The sequence below is a fragment of the Microbispora sitophila genome (genome assembly GCF_014892245.1).
In the GTDB taxonomy this organism is placed as follows: domain Bacteria; phylum Actinomycetota; class Actinomycetes; order Streptosporangiales; family Streptosporangiaceae; genus Microbispora; species Microbispora siamensis.
Genome location: NZ_JADBGC010000013.1, coordinates 67,906 through 84,699 on the forward strand (window position 1 = coordinate 67,906; position 16,794 = coordinate 84,699).

The window sequence follows — 16,794 nt, forward strand, 5'->3', positions numbered from 1 at the left end:
TTCTCTGGCCAGAAGCAGGGCAGACGGGGCGCCATGAAGGCAATTACCTGGCACGGAAAGCGCGACGTACGGGTGGAGGAGGTCCCCGACCCGGCCATCAAGGAACCCACCGACGCGATCATCCGGGTCACCACGACCGCGATCTGCGGCTCCGACCTGCACCTGTACGAGGTGCTCGGCCCGTTCATCGGCGAGGGCGACATCCTCGGCCACGAGCCGATGGGCATCGTGGAAGAGGTCGGCGCGGAGGTCACCCACATCGCTCCCGGCGACCGCGTGGTGATCCCCTTCAACATCTCGTGCGGCCACTGCTACATGTGCGACCGCGCGTTGTACGCCCAGTGTGAGACCACCCAGGTCCGCGAGTACGACACCGGTGCCGCGCTCTTCGGCTACACCAAGCTGTACGGCGAGGTGCCCGGCGGCCAGGCGGAATACCTGCGCGTCCCGCAGGCGCACTTCGGGCCGATCAAGGTGCCGGACGGGCCGCCGGACGAGAGGTTCGTCTACCTCTCCGACGTGCTGCCCACCTCGTGGCAGGCCGTCGAGTGGGCCGAGGTCCCCGACGGCGGCAGCGTCACCGTCTTCGGCCTCGGACCGATCGGGCAGATGTCGGCCCGCATCGCCCGCCACCGCGGCTACCGCGTGATCGGCGTGGACATCGTCCCCGAACGCCTGCAGATGGCACGGCGGCACGGCATCGAGGTGATCGACGGGAACGAGACCGACGACGTGCCCGAGGCGATCCGGTCGATCACCGGGGGGCGGGGCACCGACTCGGTCATCGACGCCGTCGGCATGGAGGCGCACGGCTACACCGTGGGCAAGCTCGCCCAGACGGTCACCGGGATGCTGCCCGACAAGGCCGCCGCCGCCATGATGACCCGCGCCGGTCTCGACCGGCTCGCCGCCCTGCAGGACGCCATCGAGACCGTACGGCGCGGCGGCACGATCTCGATCAGCGGCGTGTACGGCGGGATGACCGACCCCATGCCCATGCTGCAGATGTTCGACAAGGGCATCACGCTCAGGATGGGCCAGGCCCACGTCAAGCGGTGGGTGGACGACCTCATGCCGCTCCTGACCGGCGACGGCGATCCCCTGAGGGTCGAGGACCTGGCGACCCACCGCCTGCCGCTCGACCAGGCCCCGCACGGCTACGAGATCTTCCAGAAGAAGGAGGACGGCGCGATCAAGGTGCTGCTCAAGCCCTGACGGCCGCGGCCCGCCTGACCCGGCCGCGTACGGCGGTGCCGAGGAAGACCGCACCGAACACCAGGCCCACGAACAGGGCGATGGAGGCCCCGGTCGCGACGTTCCACCGCGTGGAGACCCACACGCCCGCAAGGGCGCACGCGACCCCGATCGCGGCGGCGAGCGGGAACAGCGGCGCGAGCCTGTCGGTGAGCAGGCGGGCGGTCGCGGCCGGGCCCACGATCAGCGCCACGGCGAGGATCGTCCCCAGCGCGGGCACGGTGGCGACGACGGTCACCTCGACGACCGCGAGCAGCGCGAAGTCCAGCAGCACGGTGGGCAGCCCGAGCGCCGCCGCCCCCACCGGGTCGAACGCCGCGAGCAGCAGTTCCTTGCCCACCAGGGCGAGCAGGAGCAGCACGCCGGCGGCGACCACGGTGGTCGCCACCAGGTCGCCCGTGCCGACGGCGAGGACGTCGCCCACCGTGTAGGCGGCCAGGTCCTTGGTGAAGCCGTCCTGGGCCGACACCAGCACCACACCGAGCGCGAAGCCGCCCGACAGGGCGATGCCGGTGGCCGTGGTGAAGTCCTGCCCGCGGCCCCGGCCGAACGCGAGGACGGCGGCGACCACCAGCAGCCCGAACAGCCCGCCACCGAGGTAGAGGTTCACCCCGAGCAGCGCCGCGATGACGATGCCGGGGAACGTCGCGTGCGTCAGGGCCATCGTGAAGAACGGCAGCCGCCGCGCGATCACGAAGACCCCGACCACCCCTCCCAGCACGCCGACCAGGACGGCCTCGACGAGGGCACGGTGAACGGTGGAGTCGAGCCAGCTCACGCCGACACCTCCAGGACGGTGCGGCGGCGGGCGCGGCTCAGGCCCACCTTCCTGCGGACGAACCCGGCGGCGTGGGCCAGGCCGTACATCGCCACCAGGACGAGCACCACGGTCGCGCCGGAGGCGAGCCTGACGCCATACCCGACCGACGCCTCGTAGCTCACGACGAGCCCGAGCCACCCGGCGGCCGCGCCGACGAGGCAGGCGAGCGGCACGATGACCGCGAGCCGGTCCGACAGGCTCCGCGCCGCCGCGGCCGGCACGATGAGCAGCGCGATCACGAGGATCGTGCCGACCGCCTTGACGGCGGCCACGACGACCAGCGCGACCGCGACGTTCAGCACGAGGTCGAGCAGGCCCACGCGCACCCCGGCCGCCTGGGCGCCCTCGGGGTCGAAGGCCCGCAGCAGCAGGGGCCGCCGCAGCACCGCGAGCAACGCCACGACCACGACCGTCACGACGGCGGTCTGCGCGAGTTGCGCCTCGGTGACCGTCAGCACCCGCCCGAACAGGAACGCCGTGAGGTCGGCGGTGAAGCCCGTCTGCCGCGACACGATCACGACGCCGACCGCGAACAGCGTGGTCAGCAGCATGGCGAGCGCGGCGTCCTCGCTCACCCGGCGGCGCTGGGTGAGCAGCGTGAGCAGGACGGCCGTGGCGACCCCGGCGGCCAGCGCACCCCAGAAGATGCCGCCGTCCCCGGCCATGAGGTGGCCGATGACCACACCGGGGAAGACGGTGTGCGTCAGGGTGTCGCTGACGAAGGCGAGCCGGCGCAGCAGCACCAGCACGCCGACCGTGCCCGCGAGCGCGCCGAGGACGACCAGTTCGACCAGTGCGCGGGCCATGAACGGCAGGTGGAAGGGTTCGAAGAGAATCATGTCTGGGTCACGATCACGCGGTCGCCGCGCAGTTCGAGCGCGTGCCCGCCGTACGTCGCGCGCAGCCGCTCGGGCGTCAGCACGTCTCCGGTCGGGCCGAAGCCGAACTGGTGCCGGTTGAGCAGGCACACCTCGTCGCAGGCGAGGTGCGCGATGGCGAGGTCGTGGGTGCTGACGACGACGGAGGCGCCCTTCGCCTTCAGCGAGCCGATCGCCTCCAGCAGCGCGTGCTGGCTGACCGCGTCCACACCGTTGAACGGCTCGTCGAGCAGCAGCATCCGGGGCTTGGCGGCGATGGCCCTGGCCAGCAGCACCCGCTGGCGCTGCCCGCCCGACAGCGTGCCGAACCGGTCGCGCGCCCGCCCGGCCAGCCCGACCCGCTCCAGGGCCTCGGCCACCTCGGCCCGGTCCTCGGCGGAGGGGCGGCGCAGCCAGCCGATCCGCCGGTAGCGGCCCATCATCACCACCTGCTCGACCGACACCGGGAAGTCGGGGTCGAGCGTGTCGGCCTGCGGCACGTAGGCGACGTCGCGGCGGGCCTGCGCCGGGGGCCGGCCCAGCACCTCGATCCGGCCGCGTACGACCGGCACCAGGCCGAGCAGCGCCTTGATGAACGTGGACTTGCCGGCGCCGTTCGGGCCGATCAGCGCCACGGCCTCGCCCTCGTGGACGACGCCGTCCAACTCCTCCAGGACCGGGACGTCGCCGTAGGCCACGCTCGCCCGGTCGAGCACCAGGGTCGGCGCGCGCTCATTCATGCGACGGTCCCCCTCAACGCGTTGACGATGGTGTCGGTATTGTGCTCCTCCATCTGCAGGTAGGTCGCACCGGCCGACCCCTCGGGGCCCAGTGAGTCGCCGTAGAGCGCGTCCTCGCCGGCCACGACCGTCACCCCGGCCTCGCGGCCGATCGCCTCGGCCGTCTTGGGCGGCAGCGACGCCTCCGAGAAGATCGCGGCCACCCCGGTCGCCTTGATCTTGGCGACGAGGTCGGACACCTGCTTGGCGGACAACTCGGCGGAGGTGTCGAAGCTCGGGATGATCGAGCCGACGAACGTCAGCTTGTAACGGTCGAGGTAGTAGCCGAAGGCGTCGTGGTTGGTCACCAGCTTGCGCCGGTCGGCGGGGACGGACTCGATCTTCTTCGCGATCTCGGTGTCGAGCGCGCCGAGCTTCGCGTCGTACGCCACCCGGTTGGCCTGGTAGGCCGCGGCGTCGCCCGGATCGGCGGCGGCGAACGCCTTCTCGATCGTGGCGACCATCGTCTTGACGTTCAGCGGGTTGTGCCAGATGTGGGGATCGCCGTTGCGGATCCGTACGCCCTGGGAGGCGTCGACCACGGGCCCGTCGAAACCGGCGGCCGAGATCGTCTCGTCCAGCCACTTCTCCAGGCCCACCCCGTTCTTGACGAGCACGTCGGCCTCGGCGATGGCCTGCATGTCGGCCGGGGACGGCTCGTAGTCGTGGGGATCGACGTTCGGCTTGAGCAACTGGTGGACGCTGACCCGGTCGCCGCCGACGTTGCGGGCGAAGTCGGCCACCTGTGTGGTGGTCGCCACCACCTTCAGCGGCTGGGCCGGATCGGAAGTGGAAGGGGGCTTGTCCGCGCCGCCGCACCCGGCGGCGAACAGCACGAGCAGGGCGGCGGACGACAACGTACGGGCGAGCGGCGAGAGCACGACGAATCCTCAAGTCGGCATATCAAAGTCGGTGCATCAGGGGAAACATCCCTTCCAAATGTCTCGCAAATGAAAATCATTGTCAACTTAGGACACTTCGGCCGTCCGTACGGCGGCCGTGCCACCAGGTCAGACCGGCCGCGGCCACGGCGAGCACCGTCGCCAGCGGCAGGAGCAGCACGGCGCCGGCGGCGTCCAGCGCGATCCCGCCGGCCGCGCCGGACAACGAGACCGCCAGGTAGAGCGCGGACTGATTCAGCGAGGCGACCATCGGCTGCATTCCCGCCGGGGCGTAGCTCATGATCAGATGCTGCTGCGGCCTCACACGTGAGTCCGAGCATGACGATCGCGATGGCCCGGCCGAGCAGAGCGTCATGGACATGACGCAGATCTTCAAGTTGGTCGAGCTGGGCAGCATCGTCTGGTTCCTCCCCGCCTCGATCGCACGGCGCTACCCCCGGCCTGAGATCGCCTACCGCGCCGTCGCCGGCCTCGAGCCGGTCACGCTGTCGGTCGCCTGGCCGCAGGACGCGCGCTCGGCGGCCGTCGCCGCCTTCGTCCGCACGGCCATGGCGGTCGCGGACAGCACGGCCCGGGCCGTGCCGGGGTTGTCGGCGAACACGCCGTCCACGCCGAGGTCGTAGAGCATCGCCAGCCAGCCCATCACGTCGCCGGTCGCCCGCGCGTACGCCGGAGCGGCCGGGTCGCCGCGCCGGAAGTCGGCCGGGAGATGGGCGTTCTCGTCGCGGACGGTCCACACGTGCACGTCGAGCCCGGCCCGATGGGCGTCCCGCACCAGCGTCGTGGGGGCGAGGAGGCGGCCGTCGGGGCCCGTGGGGACGACCCGCGAGGTCGCCACGCCGATGCCGTCCGCGTACGTCGCGACCTCCTCGAGCCCTGGCGACGTGACCATCCGGTCGTACGTCGCGCCGGAGCCGCTGACGAGCTGGATCAGCGGCAGCCGGGTCTTCCCGCGCAGCTCGCGCAGGTTGGCCGCTTCGAACGACTGGACGAAGACCCGATCGTGCCGGTCGCGCAGGCCGTGCCGGGCCAGCGCGTCGAGTAGCGGCCCCTCCAGCGGCAGGCCGATGGAGGTGAAGTAGGCGGGGTGCTTGGTCTCCGGGTACACGCCCACGCCGTGCCGCGTGGCCAGCTCCAGGACCTCGTCGAACGTCGGGATCGAGGCCAGTCCGTCGAAGGCGGTGTTGCCCGGGCGCAGGTCGGGGATGCGCTCGACGGCCCGCAGCGTGCGCAGTTCGTCGAGCGTGAAGTCCTCGGTGAACCAGCCGGTGACCGCCACCCCGTCGATGGTCTTGGTGGTGCGGCGGCCGGCGAACTCGGGGTGGCTCGCCACGTCGGTGGTCCCCGAGATCTCGTTCTCGTGGCGGGCCACCAGGACATGGTCCCTGGTGGAGACCAGGTCGGGCTCGATGTAGTCGGCCCCGAGCGCGATCGCCGTCTGGTACGACAACAGCGTGTGCTCGGGCCGCAGCGCGCTGGCGCCCCGGTGGCCGATGACGACGGGTTCCGGCGAATGTGGCACAACGGCCACCGTATACGCGTACGGCTCCCGCGCCTGGACGCGGGAGCCGTACGGAGATGGGGGAACCGTGTCAGTTCCTCGTGGAGCTGATCAGACCTGGCCGGCCTTCTCCAGAGCCGTGCAGCAGGTGTCGACCATCAGGCGGGTGACGACGTAGGGGTCGACGTTGGCGTTGGGGCGCCGGTCCTCGATGTAGCCCTTCTTGTCCACCTCGACCTGCCACGGGATGCGGACCGAGGCGCCGCGGTCGGAGACGCCGTAGCTGAACTTGTCCCACGGAGCGGTCTCGTGGTGGCCGGTGAGGCGGTCCTCGATGCCGTGGCCGTAGTTCCTGACGTGCTCCATGGCGTTGTCGGCCAGGGCCTCGCACGCGGTGATGATCGGGTCGTAGCCCTCACGCATGGCCTTGGTGGAGAAGTTGGTGTGCGCGCCCGCGCCGTTCCAGTCGCCCTTCACCGGCTTCGGGTCGAGCGTGGCGGCGACGTCGAACTCCTCGGCGGTGCGGTAGAGCAGCCAGCGGGCGACCCACATGTGGTCGCCGACCTCCAGCGGACCCCCCGGACCCACCTGGAACTCCCACTGGCCGGGCATGACCTCGGCGTTGATGCCGGAGATCTTGAGGCCGGCGGCCAGGCAGCGGTCGAGGTGCAGCTCGACGATGTCACGGCCGAACACCTCGTCGGCGCCGACGCCGCAGTAGTAGCCGCCCTGCGGGGCGGGGAAGCCGCCCAGCGGGAAGCCGAGCGGGCGGCCCTCCTTGAAGAAGGTGTACTCCTGCTCGATGCCGAACCACGGGTCCTGGTCGGCGAACCGCTCGGCCACCTCTGTGAGCAGGGCGCGGGTGTTGGACGCGTGCGGGGTCATGTCGGTGTGCAGTACCTCGCACATGACCAGCACGTTGTCGCCCCCGCGGATCGGGTCGGGGCAGGTGAACACCGGCTTGAGCACCAGGTCGGAGGAGTGACCGGTGGCCTGGTTGGTGCTGGACCCGTCGAAGCCCCACAGCGGCGGCTCGGCGCCGTCGGCAAGGACCTTGGTCTTGGAACGGAGCTTCGCGGTCGGCTCCGTGCCGTCGATCCAGATGTACTCGGCCTTGTAGGTCACGTCGATCCCTTTCGAACGAGGCGGCCTGGCGTTCGTCCGCCACGCTCGAGATTGCCCTTTTGGCATTTCGTAGCTTTTGCCCGTTTGTGAACACGGTGTTAACGCGGATTCTTTGCCTTGTCCTCCCTCTGACCTCATGTGACCTGAGGCACATGATCCGCGCCTGTGCGGGCAGTCGGAGAGCGTCCACGAATCGCAACCGCACAGCAACCAGTATTTGGGAGTGAAGGCAGATGGTCTTACTGGGCCTGCTTCTGGTCCTGATCGCGGCGGCGGCCGTCATCGAGGTGTCGGTCAACGACACCGCGAACACCATGCCGATCACGGTCCTGGACCGAACGTTCAACCTCAGCCCGTTCGAGCTGTTCATCGCCGGCGTCGTGACCGCCGTCGTGTTCGTCGTCGGCCTGCTGCTCATCACCGGCGGCATGCGCCGTGCCGCCATGAAGCGCCGCCGCCGGCGTGAGGAGCGCTTGGCGGAGCGGGACCGCGTCTCCCGGCTGGAGGCCGAGAAGCGCGACCTGGAGCGTCGTCTGGAGACGACCCCGACGACCTCGACGACCTCGACGTCCGCCCCGGCAGCCGCCGAGCCCGTCACCAAGCAGTATCCGAAGGTCGACCGGGACCGCGACGGCGTCGACGACCGGGCCGAGCGCGCCGAGCACCCCACCGCCCCGCACAACCGTCTCTCCGTACCCGCCCAGCAGTCGTCCCCCGACCAGCTGGTGGCGGGCGGGCGTCACGCGGCCGACGAGCGCCGCGCCTGACCCGTCATGTCGGGGGTGACACTCGCCCGTCCGGTCACTACCGGACGGGCTCGGGGGACCGCTCGGGAAGCCGCGCCCTGCTGACGTCCCGCCCCTGCGCGCACGCCAGCTCCGCGAAGGTGAGCGCGTTGCGTACGGCGGCGCCGCCGGGGTCGTTGTTGAAGTAGACGTAGGCGTCCGGCACGTCCCCCAGGCGGTCCACCCAACTGCGCAGCGCACGCCGGCCGTAGTTGGGCCAGGGTTCGGCCCCTCCCTCGTGGAAGCGCAGGTAGACCCAGTCGGCCGTACGCCACAGAGGTCCGGCCGGCCGGCCGAGACGGTCCGCCCAGCACAACGCGGCCCCGAACTCGGTCAGCAGGGCGCGGATCTCGTCGGTCCACCACGAGGCGTGCCGCGGCTCGACGGCGACCCGTACGGCACGCGGGAACCGGGCCAGGCAGCCCCGCAGCCGTCCGGCGTCCACCTGCAGGGTCGGCGGCAGCTGCAGCAGGATGGGGCCCAGCTTCTGGCCGAGACCCTCGGCCACGCCCATCAGCCGCTCGACCGGCTCCTCCGGGTCCTTCAGCCGCTTGATGTGCGTCAGGAAGCGGCTCGCCTTGACCGCCATGACGAAGTCGGGCGGCGTACGCTCCCGCCACGACTCGAACGTCTCCCGTTTCGGCAGCCGGTAGAAGGCGTTGTTGTTCTCGACCGTGGCGAAGATCTCGCCATAGCTCTCCAGCCACAGCCTCTGAGGTACGCCGCCGTAGACGAGGTCGCGCCAGTCGGCGTACTGCCACCCAGAGGTCCCCACCAGCACGGGCATGTCCTTCCCCTACCCAGCGGACGGCATAGATCGCGGTCAGCGGGGCACGCGACGTCAAGAACGAGCAAAAACGCCAAGAAAGGGGAGCACGATGATCCAGGGCAAGACGATCGCATTCCTCGTCGCCCCCGAAGGGGTCGAGCAGGTCGAGCTCACCGAGCCGTGGAAGGCCGTCCAGCAGGCGGGCGGCACGCCGAGGCTGGTCTCGGTGGAGCGCGGGGAGATCCAGGCGTTCAACCACCTCGACAAGGCCGGCACCTTCCCCGTGGACGCCGTGGCCGGAGAGGTCTCCGCCGCCGACTTCGACGGGCTGGTCCTCCCCGGCGGGGTCGCCAACCCCGATTTCCTGCGAATGCGGCCGGAGGCCGTACGGTTCGTCAAGGAGTTCTTCGACGCGGGCAAGCCGGTCGCGGCGATCTGCCACGCGCCGTGGACCCTCGTGGAGGCCGACGTGGTGCGCGGGCGCACGCTGACCTCGTGGCCCAGCCTCCAGACCGACCTGCGCAACGCGGGGGCGACCTGGGTGGACCAAGAGGTCATGGTCTGCACGGGTGGCCCGAACACGCTGGTGACCAGCCGGAAGCCGGACGACCTGAAGGCCTTCTGCCAGGCCGCCGTGGACGCGTTCGGCGCCTGAGCGAGGGCTTTCCCCGGCGGATCAGGCTCTGTCATGCTTTCCGGGTGCAATCCCCCGGACTTACGGCATGACCGAGGTTTTCACGCTCGGAGAGGCATTGGGCGTCGTCTCCGGCGACCGGCTCCGGCATGACATGACCATCCGCCTCGACGTGGAGGGGCCCGAGCTGACGACGGCGGTCGGCCTGGCCCGGCTCGGCCACACGGTGAGCTGGCTGGGCCGGGTCAGCGCCGACGAACTCGGCATGCGCACGCTGACCGTGCTGCGCGGCGAGGGGGTGGACGTCTCCCACGTACGGGTGGACGAGACGGCGGCGACCGGGCTGATCCTCCGCCAGCGGCGCATCGGCCGTTCGTCGCACGCCGTCCACTATCGGGAGGGCTCGGCCGGGTCGCACCTGTCGACCGGCGACGTGCCCGGTGAGGCGGTCCAGTCGGCGCGGATCCTGCACGTCACCGGCGTCACCCTCGGGCTGAGCGGCCTCGCGTGGAGCGCCGTCCACCACGCCGTCAAGCTCGCCAGGGACGCCGGGGTGCTCGTCTCCGTGGACGTCAACCACCGCGCGAACCTCTGGGAGAGCGCCGAGGAGGCCCGGCAGGGGCTCACCGAACTCGCCGCCTCGGCCGACGTGCTCTTCGCGACCCAGGACGAGCTCATGCTCGTGGAGCCCGTGCTCGCGTCCGCACCGGAACTGGTCGTGACCCGGGGCGCCAAGGGCGCCAGCGCCACCGTCGAGGGCCTGCGCTACGACACCCAGGCCGCCCCCGTGACGGCGGTCGACCCCTCCGAGGTCGGCGGCGCGTTCGTCGCGGGCTACCTCAGCGCGATTCTGGACGGGCTGCACCCGGCGGACCGCCTCAAGCGCGGCATCTCCGTGGCCGCCTTCGCGGTCGCCAGCCACAGCTCCTGGCAGGGCCTGCCCACCCGCGGCGAACTGCCCCCGTGACCAGTGGTGGTCCTGAGGCGGTGATGGGCCGCCTCCGGAGGGACGAACAGCTCGCCACCGTGAAGTCCGTTCTCTCCTCCAACAAGGTGCTGCTCGACGTACTCGGCCGGACGGCCGCAATGGCACTGCCCAACTGAGCGGGGGGATGACGGCGACCTGCCGTGCGAGGCCGAGGACGCGCTGATCAGGGCGGGCGCGGAGCTCATCGCCGGCCCGCCGCCGCGAGACCCGCAACGAGGCTCGCGTCCACCTCTCGTAGCAGCAGAAGTCCGGCGTCCCCCGTGCTCCTGCACACGTCCATGGAAGCGGCCATCGACTGCTTCGCCGCGACCACCTGCCGGCTGGGGGCGCGTGCGCCCACGAGCCACCGGCCGGTGGCGCCACCAGTGGCCGGAGCTGCGCGTGCTGGAGTGGCCGTCCGCCTGATTCCGCGGTCCCCAACTGTGACTCCAAGAGATTCTCGCGTGAGCTTGCACCTGCCACACAGAGGCGAAAGAATTCATACAAGATTTCGAATTTCGCGAGGAGGTGCGATGGATCTGTTCGACTCGGATTCCGCGCACTCTCGTCGTTCGAATCGCTCTGATGGCTGGTGGGATCGGTTGACCTCCGGTTCGCCGTTGTGGTCATCCGAGGGCTCATCCGCCCGCGAGCATTTTCCGATCCTCGACTCCGAGTTGCGGCGGCACGCGAGCCAAGACAGGAGCCAGGACGCTAGCGACGACGCACCCGGTGCCGGGAGCACGGACAGCCCCGATGCGGATTTCTCCGGCGCGGGTTCCTCCGGCGTGGGTGATCGCCGTGCCCGCTCGTCGTGGGTGCTGGTGGCCTCTGTTCGTGAGTCGGCGCAGGCGTTGGCGCTGATACCGCTTCCGGACGATGCGGACATCTGCCTGGCCGAGGCCGAGGAGTTGATGGTCGTCCGCGATCGGATCACCTCCGCGTTGGCGGATCGGGTGCGGCGGGTGCATGGTGCGGGACATGCCAAGCGGCATGGGCATGCCTCCACCCGCAGCTGGCTGCGCACCGCCGGGGGGATGAGCGTGGCGGGGGCGGTTCGCCTGCTGACCTTGGCGGTGGAGCTGGCGCGTCTGCCCCGGGTGCGGGAGAAGTTCGCCGCCGGACATCTGGCGGCGGGAGTAGTGGAGGCCATCTGCACCGCCACCGCCCCGTTGACCGATGAGCAGGCGGGCGTGGCCGAGCCGATCCTGGTGGAACTGGCCGGCAAGGCGGGGGCGGCGGAGGTCGCCAAGGCTGGCCGCTACCTGCGCGCGGTGCTCGACCCCGACGGGGAAGACCGCGACGAGCAGGCCGACTACGCGCGGCGGTTCCTGCGGGTGCGCCCCGGCCGGGGCGGCGGGCTGGAGGGGGAATTCCACCTGCCACGCGAGGCCGCCGCCCGGCTGCGCACGCTCTTGGACGCGTATGCCAAGCCGCGGGCGGAGGGCGATGACCGGCCGCTGCGGGTGCGCAACGCCGATGCGTTCATCGCGCTGCTCGAGCAGGAGATCGCCACCGAACTCCTGGTCCTGGTCAACGCCGAATCCCTCCCCACCGACCCCCACCCCACCGACCACCCAGACCACCCCGCCACCGACCACCTCGCCGCCACGAACGACACCGGCCACCAGGAAGACATCGAAGACACCGAGGACGAGGAGGGCCTCGAGGATCGCCCGGACAGCGAGGACACCAGCACCCCCGGTGGCACCGGAAGCTCCGACGACCCCAGCGTCGTCGAAGACTCCATCCCCGACGACGCCGACAACACCAGCGCCCCCGGAGCGACGGACGCCCCCGGCGCGATGGACACCCCTGGCGCGATGGACACCCTCGGTGCGGTGGGCGACCCCGGCGACGCGGGCAGCACCGACGCCCTCGCCCCTGCCCAGGACGAGGCGCTATGCCGTCCTGCCGACCCCGCCGACCCCACCGAGGCCGAGGCAGACGCCGGTCCCCCTTCGCACACAGCGCAGCCGGATCCTCCCCCCGAAAACGCCTCCGCGCATCACGCCCACGCCGGGCATCAGCCTGCGGGGCACTGCCGCCATGGGCAGGGCACGCCTGAAGACCACAGCGACGTCCGCCATGAGCAGTGCCGCCACGAGCAGGGAGGCGAGCAGCAGGGCCAGGCTCAGCAGGATGCGGCGGACGGCAGGAGCGCGTGCGGGTGCAGCGGCGAGACGCGATGCTCCGGCGCGACCGGGACACCGGGGACACCGGGACCGGCAGGAGCGGAGCCGGGTATGCCGGGACCCGAGCCGGAGACGCAACCAGGCGTGCCGGGAACGGCGGCGGGCGTATCGGGGCCGAAGCCGGGGACACCACCGGGGACGCCATCGGGAACAGCGCCGGGAACAGCGCCGGGAACCGGGCGAGGGACGCTGCCCGGGACGTCACCGGGGGTGCCGGCGGGGACGGCGCCGGGGTTGTTGCTGGCGACCGGGCAGATGCTGCCGGTCAGCAGCGTGCACCGCCTTGCCCGCACCAGCACCCTGGTGCGCCTGGTGATGAACACCGAGGGACAGGTGCTGGACATGGGCCGCAAGGTCCGCCTGGCCACCCCCGCCCAACGCCGGGCCGTCTTCGCCCGCTACGCCACCTGCTGGATCGACGGCTGCCCACTCCCGGCCACCATGTGCCAGATCGACCACGCCGACAACTGGAGCACCGGCGGCCTGACCGACCTGAAACTCCTCGGACCGGCCTGCCAGTTCCACAACCGCGACCGCTACCGCCACCCCGACCGCTACACCCGCCGCAAACTCGGCACCGACCGCTGGGCCTTCACCTACCACCGCCTCCCAGGAGCCACACGGCTACGGGAATGACGACCAGGGCGACGCGAGGGTCGCCAGTGCGCTGTCCACAGGGCTCGTCGGGGGCGAGGGAGCGGAGCGGGCTTCGCGAGGACCGGAGGTTCCTTCCGGCGCAGTGACCGACCCGGCCACGTCAAACGGCTGCGCATAACGCCATGAATCACCGGCTGTTACTGCGCTGCCGCCCAGGGCTCGGCCTTGGTGCGGGAGCCGTCCGGGTCGTAGAGCGACACCCGGACTACGGTGGCGCCCACGCGACCGCCGTTGACGCCGATCTCCACGCGCCCGCCGGGCTGCACCTCCAATGGCAGGTAGGCGTACGCGATCGAGCGGCCGACCCGGTGGCCGAACCCGCCGCTGGTGACACGGGAGACCGGACGGCCGTCCAGCCGGACGGGCTCGCCGCCCAGGCAGACGTCGCGCTCGTCGTCCAGCGCCAGACAGCGCAGCGCCGTACGGGGACGCGGCAGGGCGGCCCGGCGCTCCGGCCGTACGGCGAAGCCGAGCCCGGCCTCCAGCGGGGTGGTTTCGGGTGTGATGTCGAGGCCCCAGGCTCGGTAGCCCTTCTCCAGCCGCAGCGAGTCGAGCGCGCGGTAGCCCGCCGGTCGCATGCCGTGCGGCAGACCCGCCTCCATGAGACAGTCCCACAACGTCAGCCCGTACTCGGACGGGCAGTAGAGCTCCCAGCCGAACTCGCCCACGAACGTGACCCGCTGGGCGAGCACCGGGACGTGCCCCACGCTGATCTCGGCCGCCCGCAGGTAGCCGAAGGTCAGGTCGTCGTCCGTCAGCGATGCCAGGATCTCGTACGCGCGGGGCCCCCACAGGCAGTAGCACGCGTAGGCGGAGGTGACGTCGGCGACCGACAGCCCGTGGCGGCGCAGCAGCGCGGCGTCGTGGACTCCGAACGCGGTGCCGGTGACGAGGCGGAACCGGTCCTCCGCCAGCCGGGTCACGGTCACGTCCGCCTCGATGCCGCCGCGCCGGTCGAGCAACTGGGTGTAGACGACCGAGCCGACCGGCCGGTCCAGGGCGTTGCCCGCGAGCCGCTCCAGGTCAGCGACAGATCCGGATATTTCCAGCTTGGCGAAGGACGTCTGATCGAACAGCCCGGCGGCGTCCCGCGTCGCCAGGCACTCCTCGCGGATCGCCGGCGACCAGACCCGGCCCGCCCAGCCCCTCGGCCGGACCTCGTCAGCCCCGGACGTGGGCGGATACCAGTTGACCCGCTCCCAACCGGCCTTCTCACCGAAGGTCGCGCCCAGTGCCTCGTGCCGCACCCAGGCGGGCGAACGGCGCAGCGGCCGGGCGGCGGTCCGCTCCTCGCCCGGATAGACGATGTCGTAATACTTGCTGTAGGAGTCCAGGGCCCTGGCGCGGGCCCAGCGGGCGGACCGGGCATGGCCGCCGAAACGGCGCACGTCCATGCCGAAGACGTCATATTCGGGAGCTCCCTCGACGATCCACTCGGCCATGACCTTGCCCACGCCGCCGGCGGCGGCCAGGCCGTGCACGCAGAAGCCGGCCGCCACCCACAGCCCGGCGACCTCGGTCTCCCCCAGCAGGAACTCCCCGTCGGGCGTGAAGGCTTCCGGCCCGTGCACGACCTTGCGGAACGCCGCCGGGTCGTCGCCGTCCCCGACCGGCTTCAGTGACGGCACCCGCCGGACCGCCGAGTCCCACGACTCGCGGAACTTCGGCATGTCGGGCGTGAAGAGGGTCCGGGGCTCGGACAAAGGCCGGTCGACGTCCCAGATCTGTGGGCTTCTGATGTAGCCGCCGACGAGGATGCCGCCGTCCTCCTCGCGGAAGTACACGATGTTGTCCGGGTCGCGGACCGTCGGCGTGTCCGCCGGGACGCCGGACGCCGGGGTAACCACGTACTGGTGCTTGATCGGAACTATCGGGATGTCGGCCCCGGCCATGCGGCCGACCACCCCGGCCGCCGCCCCCGCCGCGTTCACGACTGTCTCCGTGCGCACGACGTGCTCACCGTCCTCGCCGCGCAGCCGTACGGCACGCACGCGGCCGTCGTGGACGTCGACGCCGGCGACCTCCACGCCGGTGAAGATCCGTACGCCGAGCCTGCGGGCGCCCTCGGCCAGGGCGTGACCGAGCCGGGCCGGGTCGAGCCAGCCGTCTCCGGGCAGCCACAGCGACCCGAGGACGTCGCCCACCTCGAGCAGCGGCAGCCGGTCGAGCGTGCCCCGGGGGTCGAGCAGCTCCAGGGCGAGCCCGTACGTCTCGGCGGCCCCGGCCTGGCGCAGCAGTTCCTCCATGCGCTCGGGGGTGGTGGCCAGGCGCAGGCCGCCCACGCCGTGCCAGCCCGGATCGAGCCCGGTCAGCTCGCGCAACTCCGGGTAGAGACCGGCCGAGTACATGATCATCCGGGTCTGCGTCACGGTGGACCTGAGCTGGCCGACGAAGCCGGCGGAGTGCCAGGTCGTGCCCTCGGTGAGGTCGTGCCGTTCGACCAGGATCACGTCGGTCCAGCCGAGCCGGGCGAGGTGATAGGCGACGCTGCATCCGGCCACTCCGCCACCGATGACGACGGCGTGGGCGTCTGCGGGAAGTTGCGACATCGGTACCGTCCTGTAACACCCGGCCCAGACAATCGGATCAATGGTCTGAAGGTAGACCAAAAGGAGCCGGGCATGCCAGATCCCGTCGCAGACGCAATGGATCTCGTCACGACCTGGGCCGGGCGGCCGCTGACCTTCACGACGATCAAGGGCGGGCTCAGCCACCACATCGCCAGGGTCGACAGCGAGGACGGCGACCGCTGGCTCCTGCGGGTGCTCGACCCGCGCATCGCCGAGACCGGCCTCGGCATCCCGCTCGACCAGGAGATCGCCAACACGGTCGCCGCGGCGTCGTCCGGGATCGGCCCCCGCGTCGTCCACGTGCTGCCGGGCGTCCTCCTCCTGGAGTACGTCGACGGGGTCACCCTCGACGCCCCGGCCGTGGCCGCGCGGATCGAGCAGGTGGCGGGCGCCTGCCGCCGCCTGCACGCCGGCCCCCGCTTCGGCAACGACCTCTCGATCTTCGACAAGCTCCGCGAGTTCGTGGCGCGGTGCCGCGCCCACGGCCTGGCCCTTCCCGCCGGATACGAGGACGTGCTGCCCATCGTGGCCGACGTGGAGGCGGCGCTGGCCCGGCGACCGCTTCCCACAGTCCCCTGCCACAACGACCTGCTGGCCGAGAACCTGATCGCCACCGGCGACGGCGTCCGGATCGTCGACTACCAGCTCTCCGGCAACAACGACCCCTGTTTCGAGCTGGGGGACATCGCCGCCGAGTCCGATTTCGACCCCGACCAGGTCGTACGGCTCACGCGGGCCTATTTCGGCGACGACGAGCACGTCCCCCGGGTGCGGCTGAATCTGATCATGTCCAACCTCACCTGGACCCTCTGGTTCGTCATCCACCAGGGGCTGGTCCGCTCCGGGGCCCTGCCCGGATTCGACTACTCCGCCGAGGCCGCCGACAAGTTCGCCCAAGCCGTACGCGACCTCGGGGATCCCAGCTTCGGACGCCTGCTCGACGGCGTCCGGAAACTCCGCACCAGTTAGAGGAGGCCTC

The 16,794-nt window shown here is 71.3% G+C and carries 15 protein-coding genes; 6 read left to right on the forward strand and 9 right to left on the reverse strand.

The window, feature by feature from the left end:
• The first annotated feature begins 33 nt into the window (after positions 1-33).
• Positions 34-1,215, forward strand: a complete 1,182-nt coding sequence (locus IL992_RS23890; RefSeq protein ID WP_193205612.1) for a zinc-dependent alcohol dehydrogenase — start codon at positions 34-36, stop codon at positions 1,213-1,215.
• Here the strand turns inward: IL992_RS23890 and IL992_RS23895 are convergent.
• The 7 genes from IL992_RS23895 to glnII all read right to left on the reverse strand — a co-directional run bounded on the left by IL992_RS23895 (position 1,205) and on the right by glnII (position 7,238).
• Entirely contained in the window at positions 1,205-2,032 is an 828-nt protein-coding gene (locus tag IL992_RS23895; protein ID WP_193205613.1) for a metal ABC transporter permease, read from the reverse strand. The genes IL992_RS23890 and IL992_RS23895 overlap by 11 nt on opposite strands.
• A complete protein-coding gene (locus IL992_RS23900) occupies positions 2,029-2,913 on the reverse strand; it encodes a metal ABC transporter permease (protein WP_193205614.1) in 885 nt (294 codons plus the stop codon). Before IL992_RS23900 ends, IL992_RS23895 begins: the two co-directional genes overlap by 4 nt.
• Positions 2,910-3,671, reverse strand: a complete 762-nt coding sequence (locus IL992_RS23905; RefSeq protein ID WP_193205615.1) for a metal ABC transporter ATP-binding protein — start codon at positions 3,669-3,671, stop codon at positions 2,910-2,912. Before IL992_RS23905 ends, IL992_RS23900 begins: the two co-directional genes overlap by 4 nt.
• Positions 3,668-4,591, reverse strand: coding sequence for a metal ABC transporter substrate-binding protein (locus IL992_RS23910; protein ID WP_193205616.1), 924 nt, complete (start codon positions 4,589-4,591; stop codon positions 3,668-3,670). Before IL992_RS23910 ends, IL992_RS23905 begins: the two co-directional genes overlap by 4 nt.
• A gap of 82 nt (positions 4,592-4,673) precedes the next feature.
• Positions 4,674-4,892: a hypothetical protein gene (locus IL992_RS23915; protein ID WP_193205617.1), complete on the reverse strand. Its 219-nt coding sequence runs from the start codon at positions 4,890-4,892 to the stop codon at positions 4,674-4,676.
• 171 nt (positions 4,893-5,063) lie between these two features.
• Positions 5,064-6,134, reverse strand: coding sequence for a glycerophosphodiester phosphodiesterase (locus IL992_RS23920; protein ID WP_319018781.1), 1,071 nt, complete (start codon positions 6,132-6,134; stop codon positions 5,064-5,066).
• Between the two features lie 90 nt (positions 6,135-6,224).
• The gene (glnII, locus tag IL992_RS23925; RefSeq protein ID WP_193205619.1) at positions 6,225-7,238 is read right to left on the reverse strand and encodes a glutamine synthetase; all 1,014 of its coding nucleotides are present in this window, start codon (positions 7,236-7,238) and stop codon (positions 6,225-6,227) included.
• Between the two features lie 233 nt (positions 7,239-7,471).
• On the opposite strand from glnII, the gene IL992_RS23930 reads away from it, so the two are divergent.
• The gene (locus IL992_RS23930) at positions 7,472-8,005 is read left to right on the forward strand and encodes a hypothetical protein (protein ID WP_193205620.1); all 534 of its coding nucleotides are present in this window, start codon (positions 7,472-7,474) and stop codon (positions 8,003-8,005) included.
• 37 nt (positions 8,006-8,042) lie between these two features.
• Here the strand turns inward: IL992_RS23930 and IL992_RS23935 are convergent, their stop codons facing one another.
• The gene (locus tag IL992_RS23935) at positions 8,043-8,810 is read right to left on the reverse strand and encodes a DUF72 domain-containing protein (RefSeq protein WP_193205621.1); all 768 of its coding nucleotides are present in this window, start codon (positions 8,808-8,810) and stop codon (positions 8,043-8,045) included.
• Positions 8,811-8,901: 91 nt separating this feature from the next.
• Here IL992_RS23935 and IL992_RS23940 point away from each other — a divergent pair, with 91 nt between their 5' ends.
• From IL992_RS23940 to IL992_RS47765, 3 genes are all read left to right on the forward strand, one after another.
• Complete coding sequence (locus IL992_RS23940; protein WP_193205622.1) at positions 8,902-9,447, forward strand: type 1 glutamine amidotransferase domain-containing protein; 546 nt, start codon at positions 8,902-8,904, stop codon at positions 9,445-9,447.
• Positions 9,448-9,514: 67 nt separating this feature from the next.
• The gene (locus tag IL992_RS23945) at positions 9,515-10,393 is read left to right on the forward strand and encodes a sugar kinase (protein WP_193205623.1); all 879 of its coding nucleotides are present in this window, start codon (positions 9,515-9,517) and stop codon (positions 10,391-10,393) included.
• A gap of 788 nt (positions 10,394-11,181) precedes the next feature.
• Positions 11,182-13,224 (forward strand): HNH endonuclease signature motif containing protein, encoded by a 2,043-nt coding sequence (locus tag IL992_RS47765; protein WP_193205624.1) that lies wholly within the window; start codon positions 11,182-11,184, stop codon positions 13,222-13,224.
• Between the two features lie 158 nt (positions 13,225-13,382).
• Here the strand turns inward: IL992_RS47765 and IL992_RS23960 are convergent, their stop codons facing one another.
• On the reverse strand, positions 13,383-15,794 hold the full coding sequence (locus IL992_RS23960; RefSeq protein WP_193205625.1) for a GcvT family protein: 2,412 nt from the start codon (positions 15,792-15,794) through the stop codon (positions 13,383-13,385).
• Between the two features lie 72 nt (positions 15,795-15,866).
• Between IL992_RS23960 and IL992_RS23965 the strand changes: the two genes are divergently transcribed.
• The gene (locus IL992_RS23965; RefSeq protein ID WP_193205626.1) at positions 15,867-16,784 is read left to right on the forward strand and encodes a choline/ethanolamine kinase family protein; all 918 of its coding nucleotides are present in this window, start codon (positions 15,867-15,869) and stop codon (positions 16,782-16,784) included.
• Positions 16,785-16,794 lie beyond the last annotated feature (10 nt).